The organism is Actinomycetospora sp. C-140 (genome assembly GCF_054796175.1).
This window is the reverse complement of sequence record NZ_JBTWNF010000001.1, coordinates 287,890-313,437: the sequence shown is the minus strand read 5'-3', so window position 1 is coordinate 313,437 and position 25,548 is coordinate 287,890. Positions and strand designations below refer to the sequence as shown.

Below are 25,548 nucleotides of genomic sequence, written 5' to 3'. Positions count from 1 at the left end.
CCCCGGGGGCACCTACGATCGACGGATCAACCCCTGGTAATGAAGGAGCGGGACACCCATGGCGCGCGACGGCGGTACGACCTTCGAGAAGCAGGTGCTCGAGGCGTCGGAGCGTCTGGCGGGCATTGCCGAGCGCACCCCGCTGCAGCGCAACCCGCGCCTGTCGTCCGTCACCGGCACCGAGGTGTGGTTCAAGCGCGAGGACCTGCAGGTCGGCCGCTCCTACAAGCTGCGCGGGGCCTACAACCTCATCAGCCAGCTCGACGACGAGGCCCGCGCGGCCGGCGTCGTGTGCGCGAGCGCCGGCAACCACGCCCAGGGCTTTGCGTTCGCCTGCGCCGCGCACCGGGTGAAGGGCCGGGTCGTCATCCCGTCGACCACCCCGCGCCAGAAGCGCGAGCGGATCGTCGCCCTCGGCGGCGACATGATCGACCTCGTGGTGGACGGCGACACCTACGACGAGTCGTCCGCGGCGGCGACGCGCTGGGCCGAGGACACCGGGGCGACGCTGGTCCCGGCGTTCGACGACACCCGCACCGTGGCCGGCCAGGCGACGGTGGTCGCCGAGATCGTCGAGCAGCTCGGGGAGGCGCCCGACACGATCGTCGTGCCGGTCGGCGGCGGCGGGCTGCTCGCCGGCACCGCGACCTGGCTGCAGGCCACCCACCCGCGCACGCGCGTCATCGGTGTCGAGCCGGCCGGGGCGCGCAACGTCGCCGCCGCCCTGCACGCGGGCAGCCCGGTGATGCTCGACGAGCACGGCTTCGACCGCTTCGTCGACGGCGCCGCCGTGCGCAAGGCCGGGGCGGTGACCTACCCGCTGATCCGCCGCTCGGGCGCCGAGCTGGTCGCGGTGGACGAGGGCCTGGTGTGCACCGAGATGCTCGCGCTCTACCAGACCGACGGCATCATCGCCGAGCCCGCGGGCGCGCTGGCCGGCGCCGCGATCCGCCCCGACGGCCCGGGTCTGGACCTCGTGCCGGGCGAGACCGTGGTCGTCGTCCTCTCCGGCGGCAACAACGACGTCTCCCGGTACGCCGAGGTCATCGAGCGCTCGCTGCGCTTCCAGGGCCTCAAGCACTACTTCCTCGTCGAGTTCCCCCAGGAGCCCGGGGCGCTGCGCCGCTTCCTCGACGAGGTCCTCGGCCCGGACGACGACATCACCCGCTTCGAGTACGTCAAGCGCGACAACCGCGAGGCCGGCCCGGCGCTGGTCGGTGTCGAGATCGGGTCCCGCGACGACCTCGAGCCGCTGCTCGAGCGCATGGCCCGCTCGCCGCTGCAGATCGAGGCGCTGGAGCCGGGCTCGCCCGCGTTCCGGTTCCTGGTCTAGAGGTTCCTGACCCACAGCGTCGCGGGCGCCGACCACCCGGGCCCCTGGTACGGCTCGCCGTCGGCACGCCAGCCGCGGTGGGCGTAGAACGCCTGGGCGCTCGTGTTCGCGGTGTAGACCCACAGCGTGGCCCGCGCGAAGCCTGCCGCCGCGAGGTGCGCGACGCCGGCGTCGTGCAGCGCCCCGCCGGCGCCGGTGCCGATGACCGCGGGGTCGAGGTAGAGGGTGTAGAGCACGCCGTCGGTGACATCGGGCTCGCGCGACGGACCGACCGTGCAGTAGCCCTGCACCCCGGCACCGTCCTCCGCCACGAACACCGCCATCGGCTCGGGCGCGGCGATCGCCGACCGGCGGACCTCGGCGATCTCCGCGGCGTCGAGGGCGTCCAGGCGCTCGTCGGCGACGATGCCGCGGTAGGCGTTCCGCCAGCCGGCGACGGTGATCTCGCCGATCCTCCCGGCGTCGGCCTCGACGGCGCGGCGGATGCTCCAGCCCACGGGGTCAGTCTCCGGAGGCGGCCGTCCGCACCGCCACGCGTTCGGGGACCGGCTCGTCGGCGACGGGGGTGACACCGATCGCCGCGAGCGGCGCGAGGGCGACCACGGCGAAGCCGACCGCGTAGCTCGAGACGCCGATGAGGGCCCCCAGGGCCGGCGGCGCGACGGTGGCGACGATGTTCTGGGTGGTGTTCTGCACCCCGAGCGCGCGGCCGGACCAGCCGGGCCCGGCGATCTCGGCGGTGGCGACGAACGCGAGGCCGTTGTCGGCGACGGTGATGACCGATCCGGCGGCGATCCCGGCGACGGCGATCAGCCCGACGGTGAGGTCGCCGACCGAGAACACGAGCAGCACCGCGGCGCTCGCCACGGCGAGCTGACGCATCGGGCGCAGACGCGAGCCGACGCGGTCGGACCACCATCCGCTGCCGATGCGCCCGGCGGCGCCGGCGATCTGGGCCGCGGCCACGAAGACACCGGCCACCCCGGGCGACCAGCCCTGCTCGCGCACCAGGTACTCCAGCGAGAACGCCGAGATCGCGAACTGCGGGAGCACCAGCAGGGCGCTCGCCGCGTGCACCCGCGGCAGGACCGGCGAGCGGTACGGCGACGCGGGCGGGGCCTCCCCCGGCGCGCGTGGGGTGCGCGGCGGATCGGCGGCCACGAGCACCACCAGCACCGCGCACACCACGCACGCCAGTGCCGGCCACACGAGCGCCTCGAACGACCCCTCGCGCTGCGCGAGCGTCGGCAGCACGAGCCCGCCGACGGCGACGCCGAGCGGCTGCGCGGTCTGGCGGATCCCCATGGCGAGGCCGCGCTCCTCGACGTCGAACCACCCCATGATCAGCCGCCCGCTCGCGGCGTTGACCGAGGCCGCCCCGATCCCGGCCAGCACCAGCAGGGTGACGGCGAGGGCGAGCGACGCGGGGGCGAGGAGGGCGAGCGCACCGGTCAGGACGCCACAGAAGCCCAGGCCGGCCGCCATCGGGAGGCGCTCCCCGACCCGGTCGACGACCGCGCCCCAGGCGATCAGCGCGACGAGCAGGCCGAGCGTGGGTGCCGCGACGACGATCCCCACCTCCGCGAGCGAGAGCCCCCGCTCGTCCCGCAGGCTCGGCACGAGGAACGGCACGCCGTAGACCACGGCGGACGCGGCGGTCTGCGCCGCGACGCCCACGGCGAGGACGGCCCAGCGTCGACGGGATCGCACACGTGCTTGTCTACGCTATCGACGCCCATTCCGCAGGAAAGTCCTCCCACGATGTGGGAAGTTCACCGTGATCCGAGACCCACCAGCAGGTCGGCGCGCCGGTCGGCGTCCTCGACGCGGGCGTGGCGCGACCACGCGACGAGCACCACGACCACGGCCGCGAGCAGCGGCAGGTCGCCCAGCAGCCACGTGAGCACGCCGGCGAGGTGCTGGTCGGCCAGGAGATCCGGGGCCCAGGGCAGGCGCAGGCGTACGAAGAAGTCGTCGACGAAGACCTGACCGCTCCCCCCGTCCGCGGGGAGCACCGGCGTCCGCGAGATCGGGTGGTCCGCGGCGAGCAGCGCCAGCCCCACCAGCGCGTGCAGGGGCATGGTCGCCAGGAGGAACGTCAGCCGGGCCAGGTACGGCAGGCCCGGACCGTTCGGCGGGCCGGCGACGAGGGGGCCGAGGAACAGGACCCCGACCAGCAGGAACCACAGCGTCATCACCGGCTGCAGCCAGCCCAGCGGCTGGGTCAGCGAGAACACCGGAGTCAGGTAGAGCAGGGCGGGCGAGCCGACGACGAGCACGACGGCGACGACGGGGTGCGACGCCACGCGCAGCGTCGGTGCCGCGAGGACGTGCTCCAGCCACTCCGCCGGACCCTCGGGTGCACCGGGCGGGGCCTCGCGCAGCGTCCGGCGCGCCAGCACGATCGGCGCACCGAGCGCCCAGAGCAGCGGCACCGCCGTGGCGACCAGCATGTGCCCGGCCACGTGGATCGACAGCACCGCCGGGCCGTAGCGCCCGAGCCCGGACGAGGTGGCGACGACGAGCAGCGCGCACCCGGCGAACCAGGCCACCGCGCGCCCGACCGGCCAGCGCGCGCCCTCCCGCGCGAGCCGCCGCAGGCCCCCGGCGTACAGGGCGGCGAGCGTGACGGCCAGCGTGAGCGAGGTCAGCTCGGGTCGCCAGGAGGTCGCGAGCACCCACGGGTCCGGCGCCGCCGCGAGGCCGTAGCCGAGGACCGCGGTGGGGGCGCTCGTCGCTCCCGGCGCCTGCACGGGCGGCACCGCGCGGGTCGCGACCGCCGACAGCCCGACGACGACCGCGAGCACCCCCAGCTCCAGGGGCCACGCGACGCGCCCGGTGCGCCGGCGCCAGAGCACGCCGCCCGCGACGACGCCCAGGGCGGCGGCGAGCAGGACGAGCACCGTGTAGTCCCGGTGACCCCCGACCCCGGTGCCGCCCGGCGCGGAGAGCGCGACCCCGGCGGCCACGGCCCCGGAGGCGACGGTCGCGATCCCCGCGGCGGTGCCGATCCGGGCGGCGCGCCACCACGATCGAGGGCTGCGGTCGCCGACGACCGCCAGGGCACCGAGCGTGCCGAGCCAGACGGCCGCGGCGACGACGTGCAGCGCGGTCGCGGGCAGGGCGAGGTCGCGGCCCACGCCGTCGGCGGCGTGGCCGGTCGCGGCGGGGGCGAGGAGGGCGGCGAGGGCGAGGGCGAGCACGCCCGCGCCGCCGGTCCAGCGCCGCACCTCGCCCGCCGCGACGGCCGTCGCGACCCCCAGCACGGCCGCGATCAGCCAGCTGACCGGCTCCCCCCGCGCGAGCATCACCGTGACGAGCCCCGGGCCGAACGGGAGGCGCCCGCCGACGGACTCGGCGAGCGTCGCGGGCACCGACACGGCCGCCGCGGCCGCGCCCACCCACGCCGCCCACCGCGCGAGGCGCAGGGCCCGCGTCCCGGTCGGGGTGAACGCGGACCCGCTGTCCGCCGACGGCGTGGCGACGACCAGCGCGACGAGGAGCCCGCCGACGGTCGCGGCGCCCGTCAGGTCGACGGCCGCGCGCAGCACCGGCACCGCGGCCCGCAGGGCGGCGCCGGGGTCGTCCAGGCCCAGCTCGGCGTAGCCGACCGGCCCGCGCACGAGCACTGCGACGGCGGCGACGAGCAGCCCCAGCCCGGCGGCGGCACCGGCCAGGACCGCGCCGCGGCTCACGGGTCGATCTCGCTCGGGTACCGGGCGCGGTACTCGTCGAGGTGCTGGGACTTGCAGACGTGCTGCTCCTTCTCGTTCTGCGCCTGGCGCATGCACTCGTCGAGCGTCCGGACGCCGCCGGTCTCGAGGTAGGTCACGGCGCCGGCGAGCGTGCTCCACTCCACGACCACGGCGATCCCGATCGCGACCACGCCCAGCGCGAGGCCGGCGAGCGGGCCGCGGCGGGGGTGCGCGCCGGCGTCCGTGCGGCCTCGCAGCCGGGCCAGCGCGGCGAGCGCGACGATCACCGCGAGCAGCCCGAGCGCGAGCCCGCCCCAGCCCGTCCACGCGCTGACCAGCGCCATCACCCCGAGCACCAGCGCCGCGACCGCGATCGCGGGGCGCTGTGGGTGCCCGGAGCCGGGCTCCTCCGTACCGTCCGCCGCGGCGGAGGCCGGCGTCGCCGTGGGGTCCGAGGGCACGGACCGATCGTGGCAAGTCGCTCCGGCGACCTGCGCCGCGGGGGGTCGGTCGGGCTCGGGAGGAGGGGCCGATACCCGGGGAAACGCTTCGGTTCCCGAAGCATCTCGAGGCGGGATCGGAGCGTCGGGAGCGGGCCTCGACGCAGCGTCACGCCCGCCGGATCGTGCGCTTCGCCCCGTGATCCGCCCCGGTGCTCCTCTGACCCCGTCACATCGGGTCAGGGGAGCACCTGGAGCGATCATGCCCCGGCGAGGTCAGCCGGGCGGGGCGAAGCCGCCGGTCGAGGGCGCGGGAGACCCGTCGTCCTCGGGCCGGCTCGACGGGGGTACCGAGTCGGACGGGCCGGACGGACCCGGCGCGGCAGGCGTGCTCCACGGACCCTGGGGTCCTGGACCCGTCGGCGGCGCCGCGGACGGCGGACCCCACGGCGAACCGGCGGCGCTCGACCCGCTCCCCGACAGGGCTGGGGCGGCGCCCGTCCCGTTCCCCCACGGCGACCCGGCACCGAGGCGCGCGGTCTCGCGGCGGCGGCGCTCCCCCAGCACGGCGAGGAGGTAGGGCTCGGCCGGCACGCCCGTCGGTGGCGGCGGGGCGACGCGCGCGGCCACGTCGCCGGCGAGGCGCTCGGCGAGCGACATCCGGACCGCGGGAGCCAGCTGCGGTGCGCGGACGAGGAACTGGCGGGCGGCGAGGGCGAGGTCGTCGGGCAGGCGCGAGAGCTCGCACCCGGTGGCCCAGGCGGCGAGCCGCGGGTCGGCGGGCGGGAGGCTCGCGAGACCGGTGCGCGGGAGCCGCTCGCGGACGACGACGGTGCCCGCGAGGAGGTCGCCGACCCGCTGACCGCGGACGGAGGTGGCCGACACGACGATCGCGATGATCCCCGTGAACGCCGAGAGCAGCCCGAAGTCGACGATGAACCCGGCGAGCGCGCGGGCCAGGGCGTGCCGGAAGACGATCGGGCCGCCGTCGGTGCGGACCACCCGCAGACCCATCGCGTACTTCCCCGGGGTGCGGCCGCGGGTCAGCGTCTCCCAGAGCAGCGGATAGCCCACGAACGTCACGACGATCAGCCCCAGGCCGACCGCCGCGGCGAGCGCGTCGTCGACCTCCGAGCCGACGAGCGACATCAACAGCAGGAGGAGCACCAGCAGCACGACCATGAGCACGATGTCGATGCCCAGCGCCAGCGCTCGGCTGGGCAGGCGGGCCGTGCGGACGTCCAGCTCGACCGCTTCCCCGATCACCACGCGGTCCACGCAGCCATCGTGCCAGCGACGACGCCCCGCACCGGGCGGTGGGAGGATCGGCGACCGTGGACGTCGACGCCTACGTGGCCGCCCACCGGCCCGAGTGGGACCGGCTGGCCGACCTGCTGGACCGCCGCCGGTGGACCGGCGCGGAGGTCGACGAGGTGGTCGCGCTGTACGAGCGCACGGCCACCCACCTCTCCGTCGTGCGCTCCACGTCGCCGGACCCGGCGCTGGTGGCACGGCTCTCGACGCTGGTGGCCCGCGCCCGCACGGCGATCACCGGGTCGACGACGGCGTCCTGGCGCGACCTCACCCGCTTCGCGACGGTCGGGTTCGCCGTGGCCCTCGCCGCGTCGTGGCGGTGGTGGCTGACGACCCTGGCCGTCTCGGCGGTGGTGATGGTCGCGGTCGGGGTGTGGGTCGCCCGCTCTCCCGATGTCCAGGCCGCCCTGCTGCCCCCGGAGGAGACGCGCCGGCTCGTCGAGCGGGACTTCGAGCAGTACTACAGCTCCAACCCGGCGTCGTCGTTCGCCGCGCAGGTCTGGACCAACAACGCCTGGCTCGCCGCGGTCTGCCTGGTCACCGGGGTGCTGATCCTGCCGGTGCTGTGGGTGCTGCTGCAGAACGTGGTGAACGTCGGGCTCTCCGGCGGGATCCTCGCCGCCAACGGGCGCGCCGAGCTGTTCTTCGGGCTGATCACCCCGCACGGTCTGCTCGAGCTCACCGCCCTGTTCGTCGCCGCGGGCGCGGGCCTGCGGCTGGGCTGGTCGTGGATCGACCCGGGACCGTTGAGCCGCGCCGAGTCGCTGGCCCGGCAGGGCCGCACCACGGCCGGGATGGCGCTCGGGGTCGCCGTGCTGCTGATGATCTCGGGTGTCATCGAGGCGTTCGTGACGCCGTCCGGCCTGCCCACCTGGGCGCGGGTCGGCATCGGCGTGCTCGCCGAGGCCGCGTTCGCCGCCTACGTCCTGTGGGGCGTGCACCTGGTCCGCCGCCACGGCCCGACCGCGCCCGCCCTGGCCGACCTCGCCGACGACCGCCGCGGCGCCGTGCTCCCGAGCGCGGGGTGAGGACCCGGTGACCGCCCTGGTGCCGGAGGACCTCCTCGTGGGCCTGCGCCGGGCCCGCGACCGGATCGACCGGCACTACGCCGAGCCGCTCGACCTCGACGCCCTGGCCGCGACGGCGGGCCTGTCGAAGTACCACTTCCTGCGCTGCTTCGCCCGGACCTACGGGCTGACCCCGCACGCGTTCCTGGCCGAGCGCCGCGTCGAGCGCGCCCAGGACCTCCTGCGCGCCACCAACCTCACGGTCACCGAGGTCTGCCGGCTCGTGGGCTACGAGTCGCTCGGGTCGTTCTCCACGCGGTTCCGGCGGCTGGTGGGCGCGAGCCCCTCCGAGTACCAGGCCCGCTGGGCGCACACCGGGCCGCCGCGCATCCCCGGCTGTTTCGTGCTCATGCACGGCTTGTCGGACTGCGCAATCGCGGAGAAGCCGGTGGAGGGCCTGCGCCCGGGAGAATCCTCCGCATGATCACGAACGTTTCCCTGGTCACCCTCTACGTCACCGACCAGGACGAGGCCAAGAAGTTCTACGTCGACGTGCTCGGCTTCGTCGAGGGCACCGACGTCACGATGGGCGAGGGCTTCCGCTGGGTGACCGTGCACCACCCGGACCACCCCGAGCTCGAGGTCACGCTGATGGTGCCGGGGCCGCCGCTGAACGAGGAGATGGCGGCCGCGGTCCGGCGGGCGCTCGCGGCCGGGTCGATGGGCGGGTTCGGGATCACCACCCACGACTGCCGCGGCGACCACCAGCGCCTGGTCGAGCGGGGCGTCGAGTTCACCCAGGAGCCCGCGGAGCGCCCGTACGGCGTCGAGGCCGTCCTGCGCGACAACTCCGGGAACTGGCTCGTCATGGTCGAGCCGCGGCCCTACTCCGGCGAGGACTTCCCGCACGCGTAGCGCCGTGGGTCAGAGCCGGCCCGCGGCCTTCAGCGCCAGGTAGCGGTCCGCGACGGCCGGGGGCAGGTCGTCGGGGGCGGCGTCCACGACCTCCACACCGCGGCCGGCGAGACGCTCCGCGACGCCCCGGCGCGCGGCGCGGGCCGTGCCGGCGGCGGCCGCGGTGTAGACCGCCTCGGCGTCGCCCCGCCCGGCGGCCATCGTGGCGAGCCCCGGGTCGGCGACCGCGGCGAGCATCACCGTGTGCCGGCGCAGCAGCGAGCCGAGGACGGGCTCGAGGCCCTCGACGACGGCGGCCTCGTCGAGCCCGGTCACCAGCACCACGAGGCTGCGCCGCCCGGCCCGCGCGAGCACCGAGGCGGCGAGCAGGCGCATGTCGGTCTCGACGAGCCGCGGTTCCAGCGGGGCCATCGCCGTCACCAGCGACGGCAGGAGCTCGCCCGCGGTGGCCCCGAGCACCGAGGCGCGCACCTCGCGGTCGAGGGCGAGCAGGTCGACCCGGTCGCCGCCGCGGGACGCGAGCGCGGCGAGCAGCAGCGCCGTGTCCAGTGCCGCGTCGAGACGTGGGGCGTCACCGACCCGGCCGGCGGCGCTGCGCCCGGTGTCGATGACGACGAGCACGTGGCGGTCGCGCTCGGGACGCCAGGTGCGCACCACCAGCTCGGTGGACCGCGCCGAGGCCCGCCAGTCGATCGAGCGGACGTCGTCGCCGGCGACGTACTCGCGCAGCGAGTCGAACTCCGTGCCCTGCCCGCGGATCTGGACGGCGCGACGCCCGTCGAGCTCGCGCATCCGCGCCAGGCGCGAGGGCAGGTGGCGCCGCGACCCGAAGGCCGGCAGCACCCGGACGCGGGCGGGCACCTGGTGGCGGCCCTGGCGCGCGGCGACACCGAGCGGACCGAGCGAGCGCACCGTCACCCGGACCGCGTCCCGGTCGCCACGGCGCGTCGGGGTCAGGGTGCTGACGACCCGGCGCCGCTCCCCCGCCGGCACCACGAGCCGGTGCCGCGGCGGCGCCGCGCCGGCCGAGGGCTCCCACGCGTCGCGCAGCACGAGCGACGCCCGTCGTCGCCCGGGGTTCGCCACCCGCAGCGGCACCTCGAGCGACTCCCCGAGGCGCACGGTCACGACGGCACCGGGCTCCTGCTCGCGGTCGAGGCGCAGCGACCGCACGGGCACCGCGACCAGAGCGTCGGCCAGCGCCACGACGACCAGCACCCCGGACACGACGAGGACACCGAGGCCCGACGGGAACAGCAGCCCCACGACCAGGGCGGCGAGCGCGACGAGCAGCGCGAAGCGCCCGGTGACGGCCATGTCGTCGCGGGCCGCTAGCGCGGCACCGGGACCGCGCCGAGCACGCCGGACACGACCCCGTCCGCGGTCACGCCCTCGAGCTCGGCCTCGGCGCGCACCGCCACCCGGTGGCGCAGGACGGGCAGGGCGAGGGCCTGCACGTCGTCCGGGGTCACGTAGGTCCTGCCCGACAGCCAGGCCCAGCTCCGGGCCGCGAGCAGCAGCGCGGTCGCCCCGCGCGGGGAGACCCCGAGGCGCAGGGACGGCGACGACCGGGTCGCGCGGCACAGGTCCACGACGTAGGCGAGCACGTCGGGCCGCGCGGTCACCTGCGCCACCGCGGCGCGCGCGGCCCGCAGGTGCGCCACCCCGGCGACCGGGCGCACACCGGCCGCCGCGAGGTCGCGCGGGTCGAAGCCCTCGGCGTGGCGCGAGAGCATGCGGATCTCGTCGTCGCGCGGCGGCAGGGGCAGCACGAGCTTGAGCAGGAACCGGTCGAGCTGGGCCTCGGGCAGCGGGTACGTGCCCTCGTACTCCACCGGGTTCTGGGTCGCGGCCACCACGAACGGGTCGGGCAGCGGGCGCGGCGTCCCGTCCACCGAGACCTGGTACTCCTCCATGGCCTCCAGCAGCGAGGCCTGGGTCTTGGGCGGGGTGCGGTTGATCTCGTCGGCGAGCAGGAGGTTGGCGAACACCGGCCCGGGGCGGAACGAGAACTCGGCGCTGCGCGAGTCGTAGACCAGCGAGCCCGTGACGTCACCGGGCATGAGGTCCGGCGTGAACTGCACCCGGCGGTCCTCCAGCGACAGCGCCGCGGCCACCGACCGCACCAGCAGCGTCTTCGCCACGCCCGGCACGCCCTCGAGCAGGACGTGCCGGCGGCACAGCAGCGCGATCACCAGGCCCGTCACCGCGGAGTCGTGGCCGACCACGGCCTTGGCCACCTCGCGGCGCAGCGCGAGCAGGGCCTCGCGCGCCTCGTCGGGCCCGACCTCGCCGTCGACGTCGCCGCTGTCGGTCACCACGCCATCCGATCACACGCTCCGTGTCGTGCCCGTCGCGCGGTCCCGGTGCCCCCGGAGCACCTCACCCACCCGGGGCCTCCCGCACCGCCTCGCGCAGGCGGTCGAGCTCGCCCGCGAGGGCCACGAGCGAGGAGTCGTCCGGAGGCGGCGGTCCGGCCAGGAGCGCACCGACGTCGGCCGGCGGCCACCCCGTCCGGCCCGCGGCGGCGTCGACCAGGGAGGCCACGTTGGCGCCGCGCGGGACGCCGAGCCGGGCGGCGAGGTCGCGCCGGACGTCGGAGCGCAGCGCCTCGGCGGCACGGTCGCGGGCTCCCGCACGGCGGTAGAGCCGGGCCCGGCCCCGCACGGTCTCGCCGGCGGGCACCACCACGGGCAGGTCCTCGGTGACCACGGGGCCGAGCCGGCGTCCGCGCCAGAGGGCGACGGCCAGGCCCGCCACGAGCAGCTGCACCGGCCCCCAGATCCACCCCGGCGGCAGGAGCTCGGACGCCCCGCGCTCCTGGCCGGGCTCGGCCGGCGGGGGCACCGGCAGGTACCAGAGCAGGTCGGGGTGCGCGCCGAGCAGGCCCAGGGTGAGCGCCGCGTTGCCGCGCTCGTCGAGGACGTCGTTGGTGAAGGGGGTGGCGTCGCCGACGACGGTCACGGTGCGGCCGTGGACGCCGAGCTCGACCAGCGACGCCGCCCCGGTCGGGCTGCCGGTCGGGTAGCAGCGCTGGGCTCCCGGCGGCACGGTCGGATCCAGCGTGTAGGCCCCGCCCTCGAGGTCGACCGGCCCGGCGCGCAGGGCGGCGGGCAGGGCGCACGCCGGGTCGACGGGCTCGGGGAGCTCGATCGGCTCCGCGTGCACGCCCGGGGCCAGCGCGGTCAGGGTCGCCTCGTCGGGGCGCACGAGCACGAGGTCGGCGCCGGACGCGGCGAGGGCGTCGCGCTGCCGGGTGCTCATCCGCTCCGGCGCGGCGACGAGCACGGTGCGGCCGGGGGCCGCGGTGGCGGCGTCGAGGTCGCTCAGCGGCTCGACGCGGACCCCCTGGCCCTCGAGCACCCGGGCCAGGGCCATCGCGCCGTCGGGCGAGGCGGAGTCCGGGCGCATGGCGCCGGTGCGGGTCGGGGTGGCGAGCACCGCGACGAGCAGGGCCCCGAGCAGCACCAGCGCCCCGACCAGCACCGGGCCCCGCCAGCGGACGGGCGGCCGTGGCGTCGCCGTCTCCGGGGTCACCGAGGTGGACGTCACGGGGCCGCCACGGCCCGCGTCGCCGCCACCTCGCGGTCGGCGGAGCGCACGCGGGCGTCGGCGTCCTCGTCGGCGGGGCGGCCGCCGTAGACGGTCTCGTCGAAGATTCGGGCGGCGTCGCGCAGCGTGTCGGCGACGGCCGGCAGGGCCCGTCCGCCCTCCCGGGCCGCGTCGCCCGCGGTCCGTCCCCGGCGGGGCTCGAGGATCGTGCGCTCCTCCAGCGACCGCACGACCGCGCGCATCCGCTCGCGGACGGCGTCGTCCCACCGGCCCGCGGCGGCGTGGCCGTCGGCGAGGCGGCGGTGCTCGTCGGCCGTGCGCACGGCGTCCCCGAGGACGGCGCCGGGCACCGCGGCGGACCGCTCGAGCCGGCCGAACCGCCGCCGCACCACCAGGACCACGACCACCAGCAGCACGAGCAGCACCGCGAGGCCCCAGGCCCCGCCGGGCGAGATCCCCGACGCGGCGCGCAGCAGGTCGTCGAGACGGCGGGCCAGCCACTGGAGCGACGCCTGCACCGGGTCGGGCGCGGCGTCGCGGTAGACCTGCCGCGCGAGCTCCTCGCGGGCGAGCTCGCGGGCCGGGTCCGCGCCGAGGTCGATCGGGACCGTGCCCGGGGCGGCGGGCACGTCCGGCGGCGCGGGGACGGGCAGCGCCGTCAGCACCGTCAGCGCCCGCCCGCGGCGGCGCGCTGCAGCTCGATGTCGAAGCCCTCCCGGCGCATCCGCTGGTCGACGTAGAGCAGCCCGGTGACCCCGGACTGGAACGGCGTCGTCAGCGTGTACCCGATGATCGCCCCGAGGGCGGTGAGCAGCAGGACCGGCAGCGACGTGGTCGCCGCGGCCGGGTTGTCGGAACCGCCGGCGAGCAGGGTGCCGACGAGCTGGAACGGCGCGGTGATCACGCCGGCGATGACGAACGCGATGAGGCCGCCGAGCAGCTGGATGCCGAACACCGGCCAGAACCGCCCGCGCACCAGGAACCACGAGCGCCGCAGCGCCTCGGTGACCCCGATCCCCTCGAGGACGTAGGCGGGGGTGGCCAGCGACAGCGACACCGAGATCCAGATCGCGACGACGATCGCGGCGATGACCCCGAGGGCGATGACGACCCCGCCGAGCGTGCCGTCGACGAGCAGCAGGAGCAGGCCCGGCACGGTGCCGATCACCACGAGCCCGACGGCGATGAGGGCGACGAGCAGGGACACGCCGATGACGCCCGGGATCCGTGGGCGCGCGGCGCGCCACACCTCGCCGGCCTCGACCGGGGCGCCGAGCACCGACCGGCTGATCGTGACCATGAGGATGCCCGTGAGCACGGCGACGGCGATGATCGTGACGATCGTGGTGACGACGCCGGTGATGCCGGTGCCGGCCAGCAGGCTCGTGAGCTGCGCGAGGTCCGGCGTGGTGCCCGCCTGCGTCGTCGAGCGCAGCACGAACACCTGCAGGACCGTCGCGAGGGCCTGGGTGATCACCGCGACCACGGCCGACGTGCCGAGCACGACCCGGGGGTGCGCGCGGATGTAGCCCAGCGCGCCGTCGAGGATCTCGCCGAGGCCGAGGGGGCGCAACGGGACGATGCCGGGCTTCGGGGCGCGCGGCGGCCCCCCGAAGCCCCCGGGGAACCCGCCGGGAGCGCCACCGCCGTACGGGGGTCCGGGCGGCGGCTGCTGCCCGTAGCCCTGCTGCCCGTAGCCGGTCGGGCCGCCGTAGGCGGCACCGGGCGGTCCGGCGGGCGCGGGGTGCCCGAAGCCACCAGGACCCGCGGGCCCGGGCTGCGGGCCTCCGTGCTGCTGACCCGCCGACTGCCCGGGTCCTCCCTCGGAGCCCGCGCCCGGGTCCCAGGCCGGCACGGCCGCGGGGCCGGGGGTGCCGTGCGGCGGAGTGGGCTCGTCACCGGGGACGTCCGACGCCGCGGTCTGCTGCCCGGTGGGTCGCTCGACGGCCTGGTCCGGGGCATCCGGGCCGGTGGTCTCCCGGGCCTGCTCCGGGGCCTGCTCCTCGCGCTCTCCCCCGGACCCGTCCCCCGACGCCGGACCACTCACCTCGGGCACGCTCCCTCTCCGCGTCGGTGTCCCCCACGCCGGAGGAGATGACGTCGCGATCGTCCCACGCGTGTCCCCGTGGCACGCGCGGGTCGCCGCCGGGTGTCTGCCACGATCACGTCGTGGCCCTGAACGCGGCGCTGTGGCGGCGGCTCGACGTCTCCGACGGTCTCGCCCACGGCGCGCTCTCCGACTTCACCCCCGACGCGTCGCACCCCGACGGCGCCTACCTGCTCGACGGCTCGGCCGTGATGCGCGACGGCTCCGGTGTGTGGTCGCTGCGGTTCTCCGTCGTGGCCGACCGGAGCTGGCTCACGCGCACGGTGTTCGTCGAGGTGCTCGGCGACGACGGGCTGGAGCGCGTCACCCTGTCGGTGGACGCCCTCGGCGAGTGGACCCTCGACGGGCGGCCGTGGCCCGAGCTGCGCGGCTGCACCGACGTCGACGTCTCGGCGACCCCGCTGACCAACGCGCTGCCGGTGCGCCGCCTCGGGCTGCCGGTGGGCGGCGAGGCCGCGATCGACGTCGCCTGGCTCGACGTGCCCTCGCTCGCGGTGCACCGCGTGCGCCAGGTCTACCGCCGCGGGCCCGACGACGCCCGGGGCCTCGCGACCTACACCTACGCCGACCCGACCTACGGCGAGTTCGCGCTCACGGTCGACCCGCTGGGTCTCGTGGTGGCCTATCAGGGCCTGTTCTCGCGGGTCGCCTGAGTACCCTCGATCGGTGTCCGACCCGCGGCGTCCGCCCGGCCGCGCCCACTGGGTGGTGCTCGCGGTCGTGCTGCTCGCGCTGGTCGTGCTCGCGCTGACGGTGCCGCTGCCGACGCCGCTGGAGCTGCGCGACCGGGTGGCAGCGCTCGGGGCGTGGGCGCCGGCGGCGTTCCTCGCGCTGCACGCGGTCGTCACGGTGACCCCGGTGCCGCGCACGGCGTTCTCGCTGGCGGCGGGCCTGCTGTTCGGCCCGTGGCTGGGCCTCGGCCTGTGCCTGGTGGCCAGCACGGTCTCGGCGGTGATCGCGTTCGCGGTCGTGCGGCGCCTCGGCGGCCGGGCCGTGCGACGGCTCGGACCGGGGCGGGTCCGGATGCTCGAGGCGCGCCTGAGCTCGCGCGGCCTGCTCGCGGTGACCTCGACGCGGCTCGTGCCGGCGATCCCCTTCGCCCCGCTCAACTACACGTTCGGGGTCACGACGGTGCGCTGGCGGCCCTACCTCGTCGGCACCGCGATCGGGCTCGTGCCCGGGACCGCGGCGGTGGTCCTGCTGGGTGACGCCGCCACGGGGACGTTCTCGCCGCAGATGGTCGTCGTCTTCCTGGTCAGCGGCGCGATCGGGCTCGCGGGCGTGCTGCTCTGCGCCCGCGCGCCGGAGCGTCCGGGTGCCGAGCCCGAGGAGTGACGGCTCAGGGACCCGACGGCGCGGCGCTGGAGCTCGGCGCGGGCTCGGCGCCCTGCGGTGCGCCGGCGGGCGCCTGGGGCTCGTTGGGCGACGGGCCGGGCTCGACCACCGGGTTCGGCGTGATGACGCCGGGCTGCGGCGCGGGGCCGGGCGGCGGGAAGCCCTCGGTCGAGTAGCCCGACGGGCTGGCCGGCGAGTCCGGGGCCGGCTCGGCGGGGAAGCTGCAGGCGCTCAGGGCGGCGAGGCCCACGCCTCCGGCGAGCAGCACGGCGGCCATCCGTCGGTTCGGCACTCGGGTGTCCCTCCAGATTCGTCCCGGCGCACCCGGGGCCGCGACCCCCGTCGCCGGCGCGGGCACGGTATCGCGTCCCCGCCCGCGCCGCCCTGCTCGCCCCATGTGAGCGATCTTCGGTGCTATAGGCCCAAAGTTCGCTCACGTACGGCGGCGGGCGAGGATGCCGCGGGGCGGGATCGAGCGCATCGGTTCCGGGGCGGCGCCCTCCTCGCGCAGGACGTCGTTGGCGGCCGTGACCGCGGTGACCGCGGCGCGCTCCATGAGGGCGGACGGGACGTCGCTGGCGACCCAGTCGCCGGCCAGCCGCAGGCCGCGGGCGTCGGACAGGACGCCGGGGCGCACGAGGTGGTAGCCGGGGTCGAAGCCCGGCGCGTTGGTGTACCGGTGGGCGTCGACGTCGAGCACGCGCAGGTCCGCCGCCTCGGGCCACAGGGCGGTGAGCTCCTCGCGCATCGCGGCGACGAGCGCGTCGAGGGACTCCCCCGCCGGGCAGGCGTACGAGTGCAGCTCGACCACGGAGCCGCCGCGCTCCCCGGCCCAGCGCGCCGACCCGCCCTCGAGGCGGTGGAACAGGCTCACCGAGTCGAGGACCCGCTCCCGGGTGACGCCCGTGAACACCGCGCGACCCGGGTCGACGTCGCCCTCGCAGAACAGGCGGGCCACGACGTAGGGCTCGCCGCCGGGCAGGCCCGCGACCCGCCGCGCGAGCCCCGGAGCGGTCGCGACGAGCTCGGGCGAGGCGGCGACGAGGTCGCGGGTGGCGGGGACGTCGGTGGCGACGACGAGGTGACGGGCGTGGCGGGCGGGCTCGCGGTCGACCTCCACCGCCCAGCCCCGAGCACCGTCCGGGCGCAGCGACACCGCCCGGGCGCGCGTCGTCACCGTCGCGCCGTGCTTCTCGAGCAGCCGCGTGAACGGCTCCCACAGCGCCGTCCGGTAGTCCTCGGTCGGGGCGTCCATGCCCAGGCCCTCGGGGTTGCCGGTGAAGTAGAAGTGGCACATCGCGAGGAACTCGGCCGCGGAGTAGCGCTGCTCGACGTTGAAGAACGAGTGCGCGAACACCTCGAAGAGCATCGCGCGGCCCCGGTCGGAGAACCCGAGGGAGTCGAGGAGCTCCCGCGCGCTGCGGTGGTCGTGCTCGGCGTAGGTCCTCGCCGGGTCGTAGCGCAGCATCGCGAGCGCCTCGTCCGCGTTGACGTGCCGCAGCTCCCGGAGCTTGAAGCTCGGCGAGCGCAGGACGAGCGTCGCGAGGTTGAGCAGCGGGGTGCGCGGCAGCGCCGTGAAGTCCTCGGACTCCCAGCCCACCGCGGGCCGGCTCGCGATCGGGTAGCCGCCGACGTCGCGCAGGAAGCCGAGCGCGGGGTCGATCCGGCGCAGGACGTCGCGCAGCGTGTAGTACTGCCGGAAGAAGCCGTGGTAGCCGTGCTCGACGACGACCTCGCTGCCGTCGGGCAGGCGCCGGTCCCACGTGCCGAGCCGGCCGCCGAGGTGCGGCGCGGCCTCGAGCAGCTCCACCCGCACGCCGCGCTCGGCGAGCACCAGCGCGGCCGTCACGCCCGCGATCCCGCCGCCGACGACGACGGCGGTGGCGTCGGGTCCGACGCGCTGCGAGAGGTCGGGGCGGGCGACGACGTGGTGGTGGGGGCGGAACGGGCCGGGCACGGACGCCGACCCTAGCCGCGGGCGCCGGGACCGGCCGGGTATCGCGGTAGGGTCCGCCGTAGTGGTGAGACGCCTGACGACGAGGGAGTCCCGATGCGCGCGGTGGTGCTGTCCGGAGGGTTGACCCACGACTTCCCGGCCACCACGTCCTGCCTCGTCGAGATGCTGCGCCCGCTCGGGGTCACGGCGGAGGTCCACGAGGGCGTCGCGGGGGTCGACGCGGCGCTGCTCGCCCTGCCCGGCGCGGACCTCCTCGTGGTCAACGCGCTGCGCTGGTCGATGACCGGCCCCGGGGTGCCCGACCGCTACCGGCAGCAGGCCGGCGCCGAGGGGGCGAGCCCCTCCGACGCGGCGCGCGCGGCGTTCGCCGACCACCTCGCCGGAGGCGGCGGCGTGCTCGCGATGCACACCGCGGCGCTGTGCTTCGACGACTGGCCGGCCTGGCACGCGGCCCTGGGCGCACGCTGGGTGTGGGGGCACTCGCAGCACCCGCCGCTGGGTCCCGAGATCGACGTCTCGGTCGTCGGCGGGGACGACCTGGTGGCGGGCGTGGACGACTTCTGCCTCGTCGACGAGGTGTACGGCGACATGGAGCTCGCCGCCGACCTCGACCCGCAGCTCAGCGCGCCCCAGCCGGGCCCGGACGGGCGCGTCATGCCCCTGCTCTGGGCCCGCGAGCACGGCGGCGGCCGTGTCGTCTATGACGCCCTCGGCCACCACCCGCCGTCGTACGCGGTGCCCGAGCACGCGGAGATCGTCACGCGCGCCGCCCGATGGGCCCTCGGTGCCTGATCACCCGCTGTCGCTGTCCGCCGGCTGCGTGCTCGACCTCGGCCCGGCCGAGGTCGTCGCCTGCGCGACCGCGGCCGGCTACGACCTCGCCGGTGTCCGCCTCGGCGACCCGTGGGGGCAGCGCGACGCGGTCGCCGGAGCGCTGGCGCGCGACGGGATCGGGCTCCTCGACGTCGAGGTCGTCCGGCTCGGCACCGCCCCGCTGGGCGAGCACGAGCTCGCCCTGGCGGACGTCGCCGCCGACCTGGGCGCCCGGTTCCTGCTCACCGTCTCCGACGACCCCGACGAGGACGTGACCGCCGCCCGGGTCGCGGAGCTCGCCGCCCGCCTGCGCGGGTCGGGGACCCGAGTCGCCCTGGAACCGATGCGCTTCACGGGTGTCCGGACCCGCGACGCGGCCGAGCGCGTCGCCCGCGCCGTCGGCGACGGGGTCACCGTGCTGCTCGACCCGCTGCACCTGCACCGCGCCGGCGACGACCTCACCCGCCCCGCCGACCCGGCGCTGACCGGCTACGCGCAGCTCACCGACCTCGCCGACCCGGCCACCGTCCCCGACGACCCGGCCCGCGAGGCCCGCCACGACCGCGTCCCGCCGGGGCACGGCGGGCTCGACCTCGGCGGCTTCGTCGCGGGCCTGCCGGCGGGTGTCCCGCTCGCGGTCGAGGTCCAGTCCGACCGGCTGGCCGCGACCACCGCGCCCCTCGAGCGGGCCCTGCTGCTGCGGCTCGCCGCCGAGACCGTCCTCACCGCCCGAGAAGGAGCCCGCTGATGGCCCGAGCGATCGCCGGCATGTCCGTGCTCGTCACGGGAGGGGGCTCGGGCATCGGCGCGACCGTCGTGGAGCGCCTGGCCGCCGCCGGCGCGCGGGTGACCGTGACCGGGCGGCGGGTCGAGAGGATCGCCGCGGTGGCGGAGCGGTCGGGGGCTCGGCCCGTCGCGGGCGACGTGACGGTGGACGCCGACCGCCGGGCGATGGTCGACGCCGCGGTCGAGCACGGCGGCGGGCTGGACGCGATCGTGCACGGCGCCGCGAACATGTACCGGGGCCCGCTCGCCGAGCTGACCGAGCAGGGCCTGCACGACGTCTTCGCGTCCAACACCGTCGCGCCGATGCTGCTCACCGGCCTGGCGCTGCCGCACCTGGAGGCGTCCGGCGGGGCCGTCGTGTTCTTCGGGTCGGTGCACACCCAGCGGGCCTTCCCCGGCGCGTCCCCCTACGCCGCGACGAAGGGTGCGCTCGAGACGCTGACCGGGGTGCTCGCCGCCGAGCTGGGCCCGCGCGGCGTCCGCGTCAGCTGCGTGCGTCCCGGCGGCGTCCTCACCGAGATCAACCAGCGGGCGGGGCTGTTCGACGACGCCACGGCCGCCGAGCGCATGGAGGCCCTGGGCCCGGCGCACGCGCTGGGCCGCCCCGGCACGACCGACGAGGTCGCCGAGGCCGTCGAGTACCTGCTCGGCGCGGAGTGGGTGACCGGGAACGTCCTCACCGTGGACGGCGGGCTGGGCCTCGGGGTGACGAACGCGTGAGGTGCGCCTCCGGCGCTCGTGAGCACTTCGGAGTGCTCGGGCACTCCGAAGTGCTCACATGCGCGGAGCGCACCTAGCGGCGCCGGCGGCGGGACGGCGCTTCGTGCCCGCCGAGCTTGAGCAGGGCCGCGGGGATGCCGTGGTCGGCGCGCAGGCGCGCGATCGCGGGGTCGTTCGCCCAGAACGTCTCGAAGTCCTCGGGCGCGAGCTTCTCGGCGATGAGGTGCATGGCGATGTCGTGGCGCACGTACTCGACCGCGACCAGGACGACGGCGGGGTCGTCGGTGAACACGCCCCACGCGTCGTCCCCCACGACGCCGCCGATGACGGCCTGCTCGCGGTCGGCGGCGACCACCAGCAGCCGGCAGCCCAGGTTCTCCAGGGCGACCTCCGGCGACGAGAAGCGGTGCACGGTGGTCGTCCCGACCGGCTCGGGGTCCTCGCCGAAGCTGACCACCGAGACGTCGACGCCCTCGGTCTCCGCGCGGCGGGCCGCCGCCTTGAGCGGTGCGAGCTCGGCGGGCCAGCCGGAGAGGAACAGGTCGTTGCGGGCCGCGCCGACGACGTCCCCGGCGCGCGCGAGCAGCGAGTCGCGGTCGGTGAGGTTGTGGACGATGCGCACCTGGGGCGGCGCGGCGAGCCGGGGCAGCTCGGTGTTCAGCGCGTCCATCGAGGCGTCGAACTCGCGGCGCATCCGCTCGAGCAGCGACGCCGGCGGCAGCGACAGGTAGCCGACGCTGCCCTCGCCCGCGTGCACCTCGTAGGCGGCGCCCCGTCCGACCAGCTTGCCGAGCGTCTCGTAGACCGTGCTGCGCGGCACGCCCGAGCGCTTCGCGACCTCGTAGCCGTTCAGCGGCGTGCCGGCGGCCACGAGGGCGACGTAGGCCTTGGCCTCGTAGCCCGACATCCCGAGACGGCCCAGCTCGTCGATGACGCTCTGCTGCGACATGGCCCCATCGTTCCAGGTCAGTCGGCGGCGGGGTCGGTGGCCGCGCCGCGCGGCATGGCGTTGAGCGCGCCGCGGGTGATCCCGCCGTCGACCGCGATCGTCTGGCCGGTGATGTAGGCCGCCTTCTCGGAGCCGAGGAAGAGCACGGCCTCGGCGACGTCCTGCGCGGTGCCGAGCCGCCCGAGCGGGACACGCCCGGACCGCGCCCGGCGCGCCGCGGGGTCGGCGTTGATCGGCTCCGACATCCCGGCGTCGATGAGGCCCGGCGCGACCGCGTTGACGCGGATGCCGTGGCCGCCCCACTCCAGGGCCATGTGCTCGGTGAGCTTGACGACCGCGGCCTTCGACGACGTGTACGCCCCGGCGCCGGGGGCCGCGGCGAGCCCGTTGATCGAGGAGATGTTGACGACGGCACCGCCCGTGCCCTCGGCGACCATGCGCGCGGCCGCGGTGCGCGCCACGAGGAACGAGCCGGTGAGGTTGACGTCCAGCGCGGCCCGGAAGTCGGCGGCGGCGAGCTCGAGCAGGGGGCCGAAGCGGACGATGCCGGCGTTGTTCACCACCAGCGCCGGCGCGGCGGGCAGCTCGGCCATCGCCGCCCGGACCGAGCTCTCGTCGGCGACGTCGACGACGTTCGGCACGCACGCCTCGCCGATCTCGGCCGCCACCGCGTGCACCGCCTCGCCGTCGAGGTCCCAGGCCGCGACCCGGTAGCCCTCCTTGGCGGCGTGCCGGGCCAGGACGGCGCCGATCCCCCGACCCGCCCCGGTGATCACTGCCCACGTCGTCGTCACGGTAACGACGCTAATGGTGCCGATCGATCGCGTCCATCACCGGGCGATCGGCGGTCCGTGTGGGACACTGGCACCCAGGTACGAGCGGGAGCACCTGTAGTCGTCAGTATCCTGACGGCGCATGCCCGACCCGGGAGGCGCGATGGCGAGCATCCTGATCCACGGCGGCACGGTCGTCGACGGCACCGGCGCCGCGGCGCGTCCCGGCGAGGACGTGCTGCTGCGCGACGGGCGCATCGCGGCCCTCGGCGCGGAGGCCGCCGCCGGCGCCGATGCGGCGACCGAGCGTGTCGACGCGACCGGGCGCACCGTCATGCCCGGGATCATCGACGCCCACACGCACCTCACCTTCGGCGAGCCGACCGGCAACGACGAGCTGTTCCACCACCGCACCGAGGCCTACAGCTCGATGCTCTCGGCCTACAACGCCCGCAAGGTGCTGCGCGCCGGCGTCACCAGCGTGCTCGACGCCGACTGCCTGTGGAACATCGGCTGCGAGCTCCGGGACGCCATCGAGTCCGGCATCGTCGAGGGCCCGCGGATGCGCGCGGGCGGCCAGGCGCTGATGACGATGCTGGGCGGCACGGCCGGCCGGATGATCTCCGACGAGGGGACCACCGGGTACGCGACGGTCGTGACCGGCCGGGACGTGATGGTCAACGAGATCCGGCGGCAGATCAAGTACGGCGTCGACTGGATCAAGATCATGGTCACGGGCCTCATCCCCTCGATGAAGGGCCCCGAGGTCAAGGTCTGGAACATCGACGAGCTGCGCACCGTCTGCGACACCGCGCACGAGCTGAACACCAAGGTCGTCGCGCACTGCCGCAACTCCGACTCCACCCGCGACGCCGCCCGTGCCGGGGTCGACCTGATCTACCACGCCTCCTACCTCGACGACGAGGCCATCGAGGCCGTCGTCGAGGCCGGCGCCTCGATGTGCCCGACGTTCACGCTGCTCGGCAACCTCGCCGACTACGGCGCCCGGATCGGCACCGCCCCGGAGCTGCTCGACGTGTTCCGCGCCGAGATCGAGGTGACGGCCAAGCAGCTCACCAAGGCCCACGCCGCCGGGGTCCGCTTCCTCACCGGCTCCGAGACCGGGTTCGCGGTCACCCCGGTCGGCGAGTGGCACGCCCGCGAGCTGGAGATGTTCGTCGACTACATGGGGATGACCCCGATGGAGGCGATCGTCGCCGCGACCCGCAACGGGGCGTTCGCGATGCGGATGGAGGGCCCCGACGGCGTCGGCACGCTCGAGGCCGGGAAGGTCGCCGACGTGCTGGTGGTCGACGGCGACCCGCTGCGTGACGTGCGGGTGCTGCAGGACAAGGAGCGCATCGTCGAGGTGATCAAGGGCGGCAGGCGCACCGACCTGACGACGCCCATCCCGGAGCACAAGCAGCGCGCGTCGGACCAGGTCCGCTTCCTCGCCGCGTGCCCGCTGACGCGCTCGCTCGCGCTCACCGAGGAGGACCTCGAGCGCCTGTCGCATGTCTGAGCCGGGCGTGCTGGACGTGCACGCCCACGCCGTCCTGCGCTCCTCCGAGGGCGCGGCGGGCGCGGCCGGTCCGGAGCTCGGCACGTCCGACGACGGCCGGCCGTTCTACCGCGTCGGCGACTACGTCCTGCACGGTGTGCGGTACGAGGGCAGCCCGTTCACCGACGTCGACCTCCGGCTGGCGGCCATGGACGCCGCCGGGATCGGGCGCCAGCTGCTCTCCCCCAACCCGCTGACCTACTTCGGCGACCTCCCCGTCGACGACGCCGTCGCCTTCGCGCGCCGCCACAACGACGGGCTCGCCGCTCTCGTCGCCGGGCACCCCGACCGTCTCCTCGGGGCCGCCCAGCTGCCCGTCCAGGACGTCGCGGCCTCGATCGCCGAGGCCCGCCGCGCGGTGCGCGACCTCGGGATGAGCGCGATCTACCTCGACACCGACCCGGCCGGCCGGACCCTCGACGACCCCGCGCTCGACCCCCTGTACGAGGCGGTCGTCGACCTCGACGTCCCGCTGTTCGTCCACCCCTCGCCGATCGGTCCGGACGGTCCCCCGGCCGACCCGCGGCTGCGCCGGTTCGACCTCGACCTGCAGTGCGGCTTCGCCTACGACGAGACCCTCGCGGTCGCCGCGCTCGTCTTCGGCGGCGTGCTCGAACGGCACCCGGAGCTGGACGTCTGCCTGTCCCACGGCGGCGGCGCCGCGGCGTTCCTCGCCGGGCGCTTCGCCCGGGCGGCCCGCAAGCGGCCCTGGGCCTCGGAGCAGCTGCGCGAGCAGGGCTTCGCGCCCTTCTTCCGCCGGCTCTGGCTCGACGTCCACGTGCACGACGAGGGCTCGCTCGCCCTGCTCGCCGACCGGGCCGACCCGAGCCGCCTGGTGTTCGGCACCAACTTCGCCGGCTGGGACTCCGACGCCGACGACACCCCGACCGGCCCGTGGGCGAAGGAGCTGACGGCCAACGCCGAGCGTCTCCTGCGACTCCCTACGGGAGCGGCTTGCGCGCCGTCTCCCTGAGCGCGAGCACGGCGGGCAGCGACACGACCGCCAGCACCATGACGTAGTACGCCCCGACCATCGTCGAGCCGGTCAGGCTGCCGAGCCAGGTCAGCAGGTAGGGCGCCGAGCCGCCGAAGAGGGCGACCGACAGGTTGTACGTGATCCCGTGCCCGCTCACCCGGACCCGGGTCGGGAAGAGCTCGACGAGGGCGGCGTTGATCACCGCGGCGTAGGCGCCGGCCAGCAGTCCGAAGAGCACCAGCCCGCAGGCGATGAGCCCGAACGTGCCCGAGGTGATGAGCAGGAAGCTGGGGTACGAGAGCACGAGCAGGCCCACGACGCTCGCCAGCAGCACGGTCCGCCGCCCGACCCGGTCCGAGAGCCTTGCCCCGCCCACCTCGGCGACGAGGCAGGCCGCGAGTGCGATCACCGAGGGCGCGAAGGCCTGCACGCCGGTCAGCGCCAGGCTCTTCGTGGCGAAGCTCGGGAGGTACCCGACGATCATGTAGAACGACGAGGCGTTGGCCGCGACCAGGAAGAACGCGATCACGAGCAGGCGGCGCTGCCGGTGGCCGGCCAGGGCGGCGCGCACCGGGTTCGCGGCCCGGGCGCGCTCCTCGCGCAGCGCCAGGAAGTAGGGCGTCTCGTCGAGCCGCCGGCGGATGTAGAGACCGACGAGCCCCAGCGGCAGGGCGACCACCAGCGGGATCCGCCAGCCCCAGGACTGCATCTGCGCGGTCGTCAGCGTCAGCAGCAGGGCCCCGGGCAGGAGGCTCCCGAGCAGCGTCCCGACGACCGCGCCGACGGAGATCATCCCGACGTAGAAGCCGCGCCGGTCGACGGGCGCGTGCTCGGCGACGAACGAGACGGCCCCGGAGATCTCACCGCCCGCCGAGACGCCCTGCACGAACCGCAGGAGCACGAGCAGCGCCGGGGCCGCGAGCCCGATCGCCGCGTAGCCCGGCAGCAGGCCCATCAGCGCCGTGGCCGCGGACATCAGCAGGACCGTGAGCGCGAGGGTGCGCTTGCGCCCGATCCGGTCGCCGACCGCGCCCCACACGAACCCGCCGAGCGGCCGGGCGAAGAACGCGACGGCGAACACGGCGAGCGTGGACAGCAGCGCCGTCGTCGGGTCGACCGCGGGGAAGAAGACCGCGGCGAGGGTGGTCGCGAGCACGGCGTAGACCGAGAACTCGTAGAACTCCACGAAGGAGCCGACGACGCCGCCGGCCAACAGGCGCCGCAGCGCCCGCCGGGTGGTGGCGTCCTGCCCGGCCGGGACGGCGGTCGAATCCGTGGACACGGCGCCCTCCTCCCTGGACTCGTCGTGGCGGGA

General features: G+C 76.1%; 26 protein-coding genes. 11 read left to right on the top strand and 15 right to left on the bottom strand.

Annotated elements, in window-relative coordinates; all coding sequences use genetic code 11:
- Positions 1-58 precede the first annotated feature (58 nt).
- Entirely contained in the window at positions 59-1,333 is a 1,275-nt protein-coding gene (ilvA, locus tag ACR9E3_RS01495) for a threonine ammonia-lyase IlvA (protein ID WP_460377889.1), read from the top strand.
- Here the strand turns inward: ilvA and ACR9E3_RS01490 are convergent.
- From ACR9E3_RS01490 to ACR9E3_RS01470, 5 genes are all read right to left on the bottom strand, one after another.
- Positions 1,330-1,830, bottom strand: coding sequence for a GNAT family N-acetyltransferase (locus tag ACR9E3_RS01490; RefSeq protein WP_460377887.1), 501 nt, complete (start codon positions 1,828-1,830; stop codon positions 1,330-1,332). The genes ilvA and ACR9E3_RS01490 overlap by 4 nt on opposite strands.
- Positions 1,831-1,834: 4 nt before the next feature.
- Positions 1,835-3,043, bottom strand: a complete 1,209-nt coding sequence (locus ACR9E3_RS01485) for an MFS transporter (RefSeq protein ID WP_460377885.1) — start codon at positions 3,041-3,043, stop codon at positions 1,835-1,837.
- A 62-nt stretch (positions 3,044-3,105) separates the two neighbouring features.
- Positions 3,106-5,028 carry a cytochrome c oxidase assembly protein gene (locus ACR9E3_RS01480; RefSeq protein WP_460377883.1) on the bottom strand — a complete coding sequence of 641 codons (1,923 nt, stop codon included), beginning with the start codon at positions 5,026-5,028 and terminating at the stop codon, positions 3,106-3,108.
- Positions 5,025-5,489: a hypothetical protein gene (locus ACR9E3_RS01475; protein ID WP_460377882.1), complete on the bottom strand. Its 465-nt coding sequence runs from the start codon at positions 5,487-5,489 to the stop codon at positions 5,025-5,027. The genes ACR9E3_RS01480 and ACR9E3_RS01475 overlap by 4 nt, the downstream gene beginning before the upstream one ends.
- A 255-nt stretch (positions 5,490-5,744) precedes the next feature.
- Positions 5,745-6,746, bottom strand: coding sequence for an RDD family protein (locus tag ACR9E3_RS01470; RefSeq protein WP_460377881.1), 1,002 nt, complete (start codon positions 6,744-6,746; stop codon positions 5,745-5,747).
- A 56-nt stretch (positions 6,747-6,802) separates the two neighbouring features.
- Between ACR9E3_RS01470 and ACR9E3_RS01465 the strand changes: the two genes are divergently transcribed.
- Genes ACR9E3_RS01465 through ACR9E3_RS01455 form a run of 3 tightly spaced genes read left to right on the top strand, consistent with a single transcriptional unit; the run spans position 6,803 to position 8,704 of the window.
- Positions 6,803-7,810, top strand: coding sequence for a stage II sporulation protein M (locus ACR9E3_RS01465; protein ID WP_460377879.1), 1,008 nt, complete (start codon positions 6,803-6,805; stop codon positions 7,808-7,810).
- A 16-nt stretch (positions 7,811-7,826) separates the two neighbouring features.
- A complete protein-coding gene (locus ACR9E3_RS01460; RefSeq protein ID WP_460378369.1) occupies positions 7,827-8,273 on the top strand; it encodes a helix-turn-helix domain-containing protein in 447 nt (148 codons plus the stop codon).
- Positions 8,270-8,704 (top strand): VOC family protein, encoded by a 435-nt coding sequence (locus tag ACR9E3_RS01455; protein ID WP_460377877.1) that lies wholly within the window; start codon positions 8,270-8,272, stop codon positions 8,702-8,704. Before ACR9E3_RS01460 ends, ACR9E3_RS01455 begins: the two co-directional genes overlap by 4 nt.
- A 9-nt stretch (positions 8,705-8,713) precedes the next feature.
- Here the strand turns inward: ACR9E3_RS01455 and ACR9E3_RS01450 are convergent, their stop codons facing one another.
- From ACR9E3_RS01450 to ACR9E3_RS01430, 5 genes are all read right to left on the bottom strand, one after another.
- A complete protein-coding gene (locus ACR9E3_RS01450; RefSeq protein ID WP_460377875.1) occupies positions 8,714-10,021 on the bottom strand; it encodes a DUF58 domain-containing protein in 1,308 nt (435 codons plus the stop codon).
- Positions 10,022-10,035: 14 nt separating this feature from the next.
- Positions 10,036-11,025: an AAA family ATPase gene (locus ACR9E3_RS01445; protein WP_460377873.1), complete on the bottom strand. Its 990-nt coding sequence runs from the start codon at positions 11,023-11,025 to the stop codon at positions 10,036-10,038.
- 61 nt (positions 11,026-11,086) lie between these two features.
- On the bottom strand, positions 11,087-12,241 hold the full coding sequence (locus ACR9E3_RS01440) for a DUF4350 domain-containing protein (RefSeq protein WP_460377871.1): 1,155 nt from the start codon (positions 12,239-12,241) through the stop codon (positions 11,087-11,089).
- Positions 12,242-12,252: 11 nt separating this feature from the next.
- Positions 12,253-12,921 (bottom strand): DUF4129 domain-containing protein, encoded by a 669-nt coding sequence (locus tag ACR9E3_RS01435; RefSeq protein WP_460377870.1) that lies wholly within the window; start codon positions 12,919-12,921, stop codon positions 12,253-12,255.
- 2 nt (positions 12,922-12,923) lie between these two features.
- Entirely contained in the window at positions 12,924-14,312 is a 1,389-nt protein-coding gene (locus ACR9E3_RS01430) for a glycerophosphoryl diester phosphodiesterase membrane domain-containing protein (RefSeq protein ID WP_460377869.1), read from the bottom strand.
- 113 nt (positions 14,313-14,425) lie between these two features.
- Between ACR9E3_RS01430 and ACR9E3_RS01425 the strand changes: the two genes are divergently transcribed.
- Together ACR9E3_RS01425 and ACR9E3_RS01420 are read left to right on the top strand one after the other, a co-directional pair.
- Positions 14,426-15,016 carry a putative glycolipid-binding domain-containing protein gene (locus ACR9E3_RS01425; protein ID WP_460377867.1) on the top strand — a complete coding sequence of 197 codons (591 nt, stop codon included), beginning with the start codon at positions 14,426-14,428 and terminating at the stop codon, positions 15,014-15,016.
- Between the two features lie 13 nt (positions 15,017-15,029).
- Positions 15,030-15,698: a TVP38/TMEM64 family protein gene (locus ACR9E3_RS01420; protein ID WP_460377866.1), complete on the top strand. Its 669-nt coding sequence runs from the start codon at positions 15,030-15,032 to the stop codon at positions 15,696-15,698.
- 4 nt (positions 15,699-15,702) lie between these two features.
- Here ACR9E3_RS01420 and ACR9E3_RS01415 read toward each other — a convergent pair whose 3' ends face one another.
- On the bottom strand, positions 15,703-15,990 hold the full coding sequence (locus tag ACR9E3_RS01415) for a hypothetical protein (protein ID WP_285648047.1): 288 nt from the start codon (positions 15,988-15,990) through the stop codon (positions 15,703-15,705).
- Positions 15,991-16,131: 141 nt separating this feature from the next.
- Complete coding sequence (locus ACR9E3_RS01410) at positions 16,132-17,655, bottom strand: FAD-dependent oxidoreductase (protein ID WP_460377864.1); 1,524 nt, start codon at positions 17,653-17,655, stop codon at positions 16,132-16,134.
- Positions 17,656-17,748: 93 nt separating this feature from the next.
- Between ACR9E3_RS01410 and ACR9E3_RS01405 the strand changes: the two genes are divergently transcribed.
- From ACR9E3_RS01405 to ACR9E3_RS01395, 3 genes are read left to right on the top strand one after another with little or no spacing between them, the layout of a single operon-like run.
- Positions 17,749-18,447, top strand: a complete 699-nt coding sequence (locus ACR9E3_RS01405; RefSeq protein WP_460377862.1) for a ThuA domain-containing protein — start codon at positions 17,749-17,751, stop codon at positions 18,445-18,447.
- Positions 18,440-19,216, top strand: a complete 777-nt coding sequence (locus ACR9E3_RS01400; protein WP_460377861.1) for a sugar phosphate isomerase/epimerase family protein — start codon at positions 18,440-18,442, stop codon at positions 19,214-19,216. Before ACR9E3_RS01405 ends, ACR9E3_RS01400 begins: the two co-directional genes overlap by 8 nt.
- Entirely contained in the window at positions 19,216-19,974 is a 759-nt protein-coding gene (locus ACR9E3_RS01395) for an SDR family NAD(P)-dependent oxidoreductase (protein WP_460377860.1), read from the top strand. The genes ACR9E3_RS01400 and ACR9E3_RS01395 overlap by 1 nt, the downstream gene beginning before the upstream one ends.
- Before the next feature lie 73 nt (positions 19,975-20,047).
- Here the strand turns inward: ACR9E3_RS01395 and ACR9E3_RS01390 are convergent, their stop codons facing one another.
- A complete protein-coding gene (locus ACR9E3_RS01390) occupies positions 20,048-20,923 on the bottom strand; it encodes a TrmB family transcriptional regulator (protein ID WP_460377859.1) in 876 nt (291 codons plus the stop codon).
- Between the two features lie 17 nt (positions 20,924-20,940).
- Entirely contained in the window at positions 20,941-21,717 is a 777-nt protein-coding gene (locus tag ACR9E3_RS01385) for an SDR family NAD(P)-dependent oxidoreductase (RefSeq protein ID WP_460377857.1), read from the bottom strand.
- Positions 21,718-21,838: 121 nt separating this feature from the next.
- Here ACR9E3_RS01385 and ACR9E3_RS01380 point away from each other — a divergent pair, with 121 nt between their 5' ends.
- Together ACR9E3_RS01380 and ACR9E3_RS01375 are read left to right on the top strand one after the other, a co-directional pair.
- On the top strand, positions 21,839-23,218 hold the full coding sequence (locus ACR9E3_RS01380) for a metal-dependent hydrolase family protein (RefSeq protein WP_460377856.1): 1,380 nt from the start codon (positions 21,839-21,841) through the stop codon (positions 23,216-23,218).
- A complete protein-coding gene (locus tag ACR9E3_RS01375; protein WP_460377854.1) occupies positions 23,211-24,230 on the top strand; it encodes an amidohydrolase family protein in 1,020 nt (339 codons plus the stop codon). Before ACR9E3_RS01380 ends, ACR9E3_RS01375 begins: the two co-directional genes overlap by 8 nt.
- On the opposite strand, the gene ACR9E3_RS01370 is transcribed toward ACR9E3_RS01375, so the two are convergent.
- The gene (locus tag ACR9E3_RS01370; protein WP_460377852.1) at positions 24,199-25,515 is read right to left on the bottom strand and encodes an MFS transporter; all 1,317 of its coding nucleotides are present in this window, start codon (positions 25,513-25,515) and stop codon (positions 24,199-24,201) included. The two genes, ACR9E3_RS01375 and ACR9E3_RS01370, sit on opposite strands and share 32 nt — an antisense overlap.
- Positions 25,516-25,548 lie beyond the last annotated feature (33 nt).

What these genes read in the sequence shown, in the direction of transcription:
- ACR9E3_RS01455 (WP_460377877.1), top strand. Translation starts at nt 8,270, where the DNA reads ATGATCACGAACGTTTCCCTGGTCACCCTCTACGTCACCGACCAGGAC.
- ACR9E3_RS01390 (WP_460377859.1), bottom strand. Translation starts at nt 20,923, where the DNA reads ATGTCGCAGCAGAGCGTCATCGACGAGCTGGGCCGTCTCGGGATGTCG.
- ACR9E3_RS01395 (WP_460377860.1), top strand. Translation starts at nt 19,216, where the DNA reads ATGGCCCGAGCGATCGCCGGCATGTCCGTGCTCGTCACGGGAGGGGGC.
- ilvA (WP_460377889.1), top strand. Translation starts at nt 59, where the DNA reads ATGGCGCGCGACGGCGGTACGACCTTCGAGAAGCAGGTGCTCGAGGCG.
- ACR9E3_RS01375 (WP_460377854.1), top strand. Translation starts at nt 23,211, where the DNA reads ATGTCTGAGCCGGGCGTGCTGGACGTGCACGCCCACGCCGTCCTGCGC.
- ACR9E3_RS01450 (WP_460377875.1), bottom strand. Translation starts at nt 10,021, where the DNA reads ATGGCCGTCACCGGGCGCTTCGCGCTGCTCGTCGCGCTCGCCGCCCTG.
- ACR9E3_RS01405 (WP_460377862.1), top strand. Translation starts at nt 17,749, where the DNA reads ATGCGCGCGGTGGTGCTGTCCGGAGGGTTGACCCACGACTTCCCGGCC.
- ACR9E3_RS01380 (WP_460377856.1), top strand. Translation starts at nt 21,839, where the DNA reads ATGCCCGACCCGGGAGGCGCGATGGCGAGCATCCTGATCCACGGCGGC.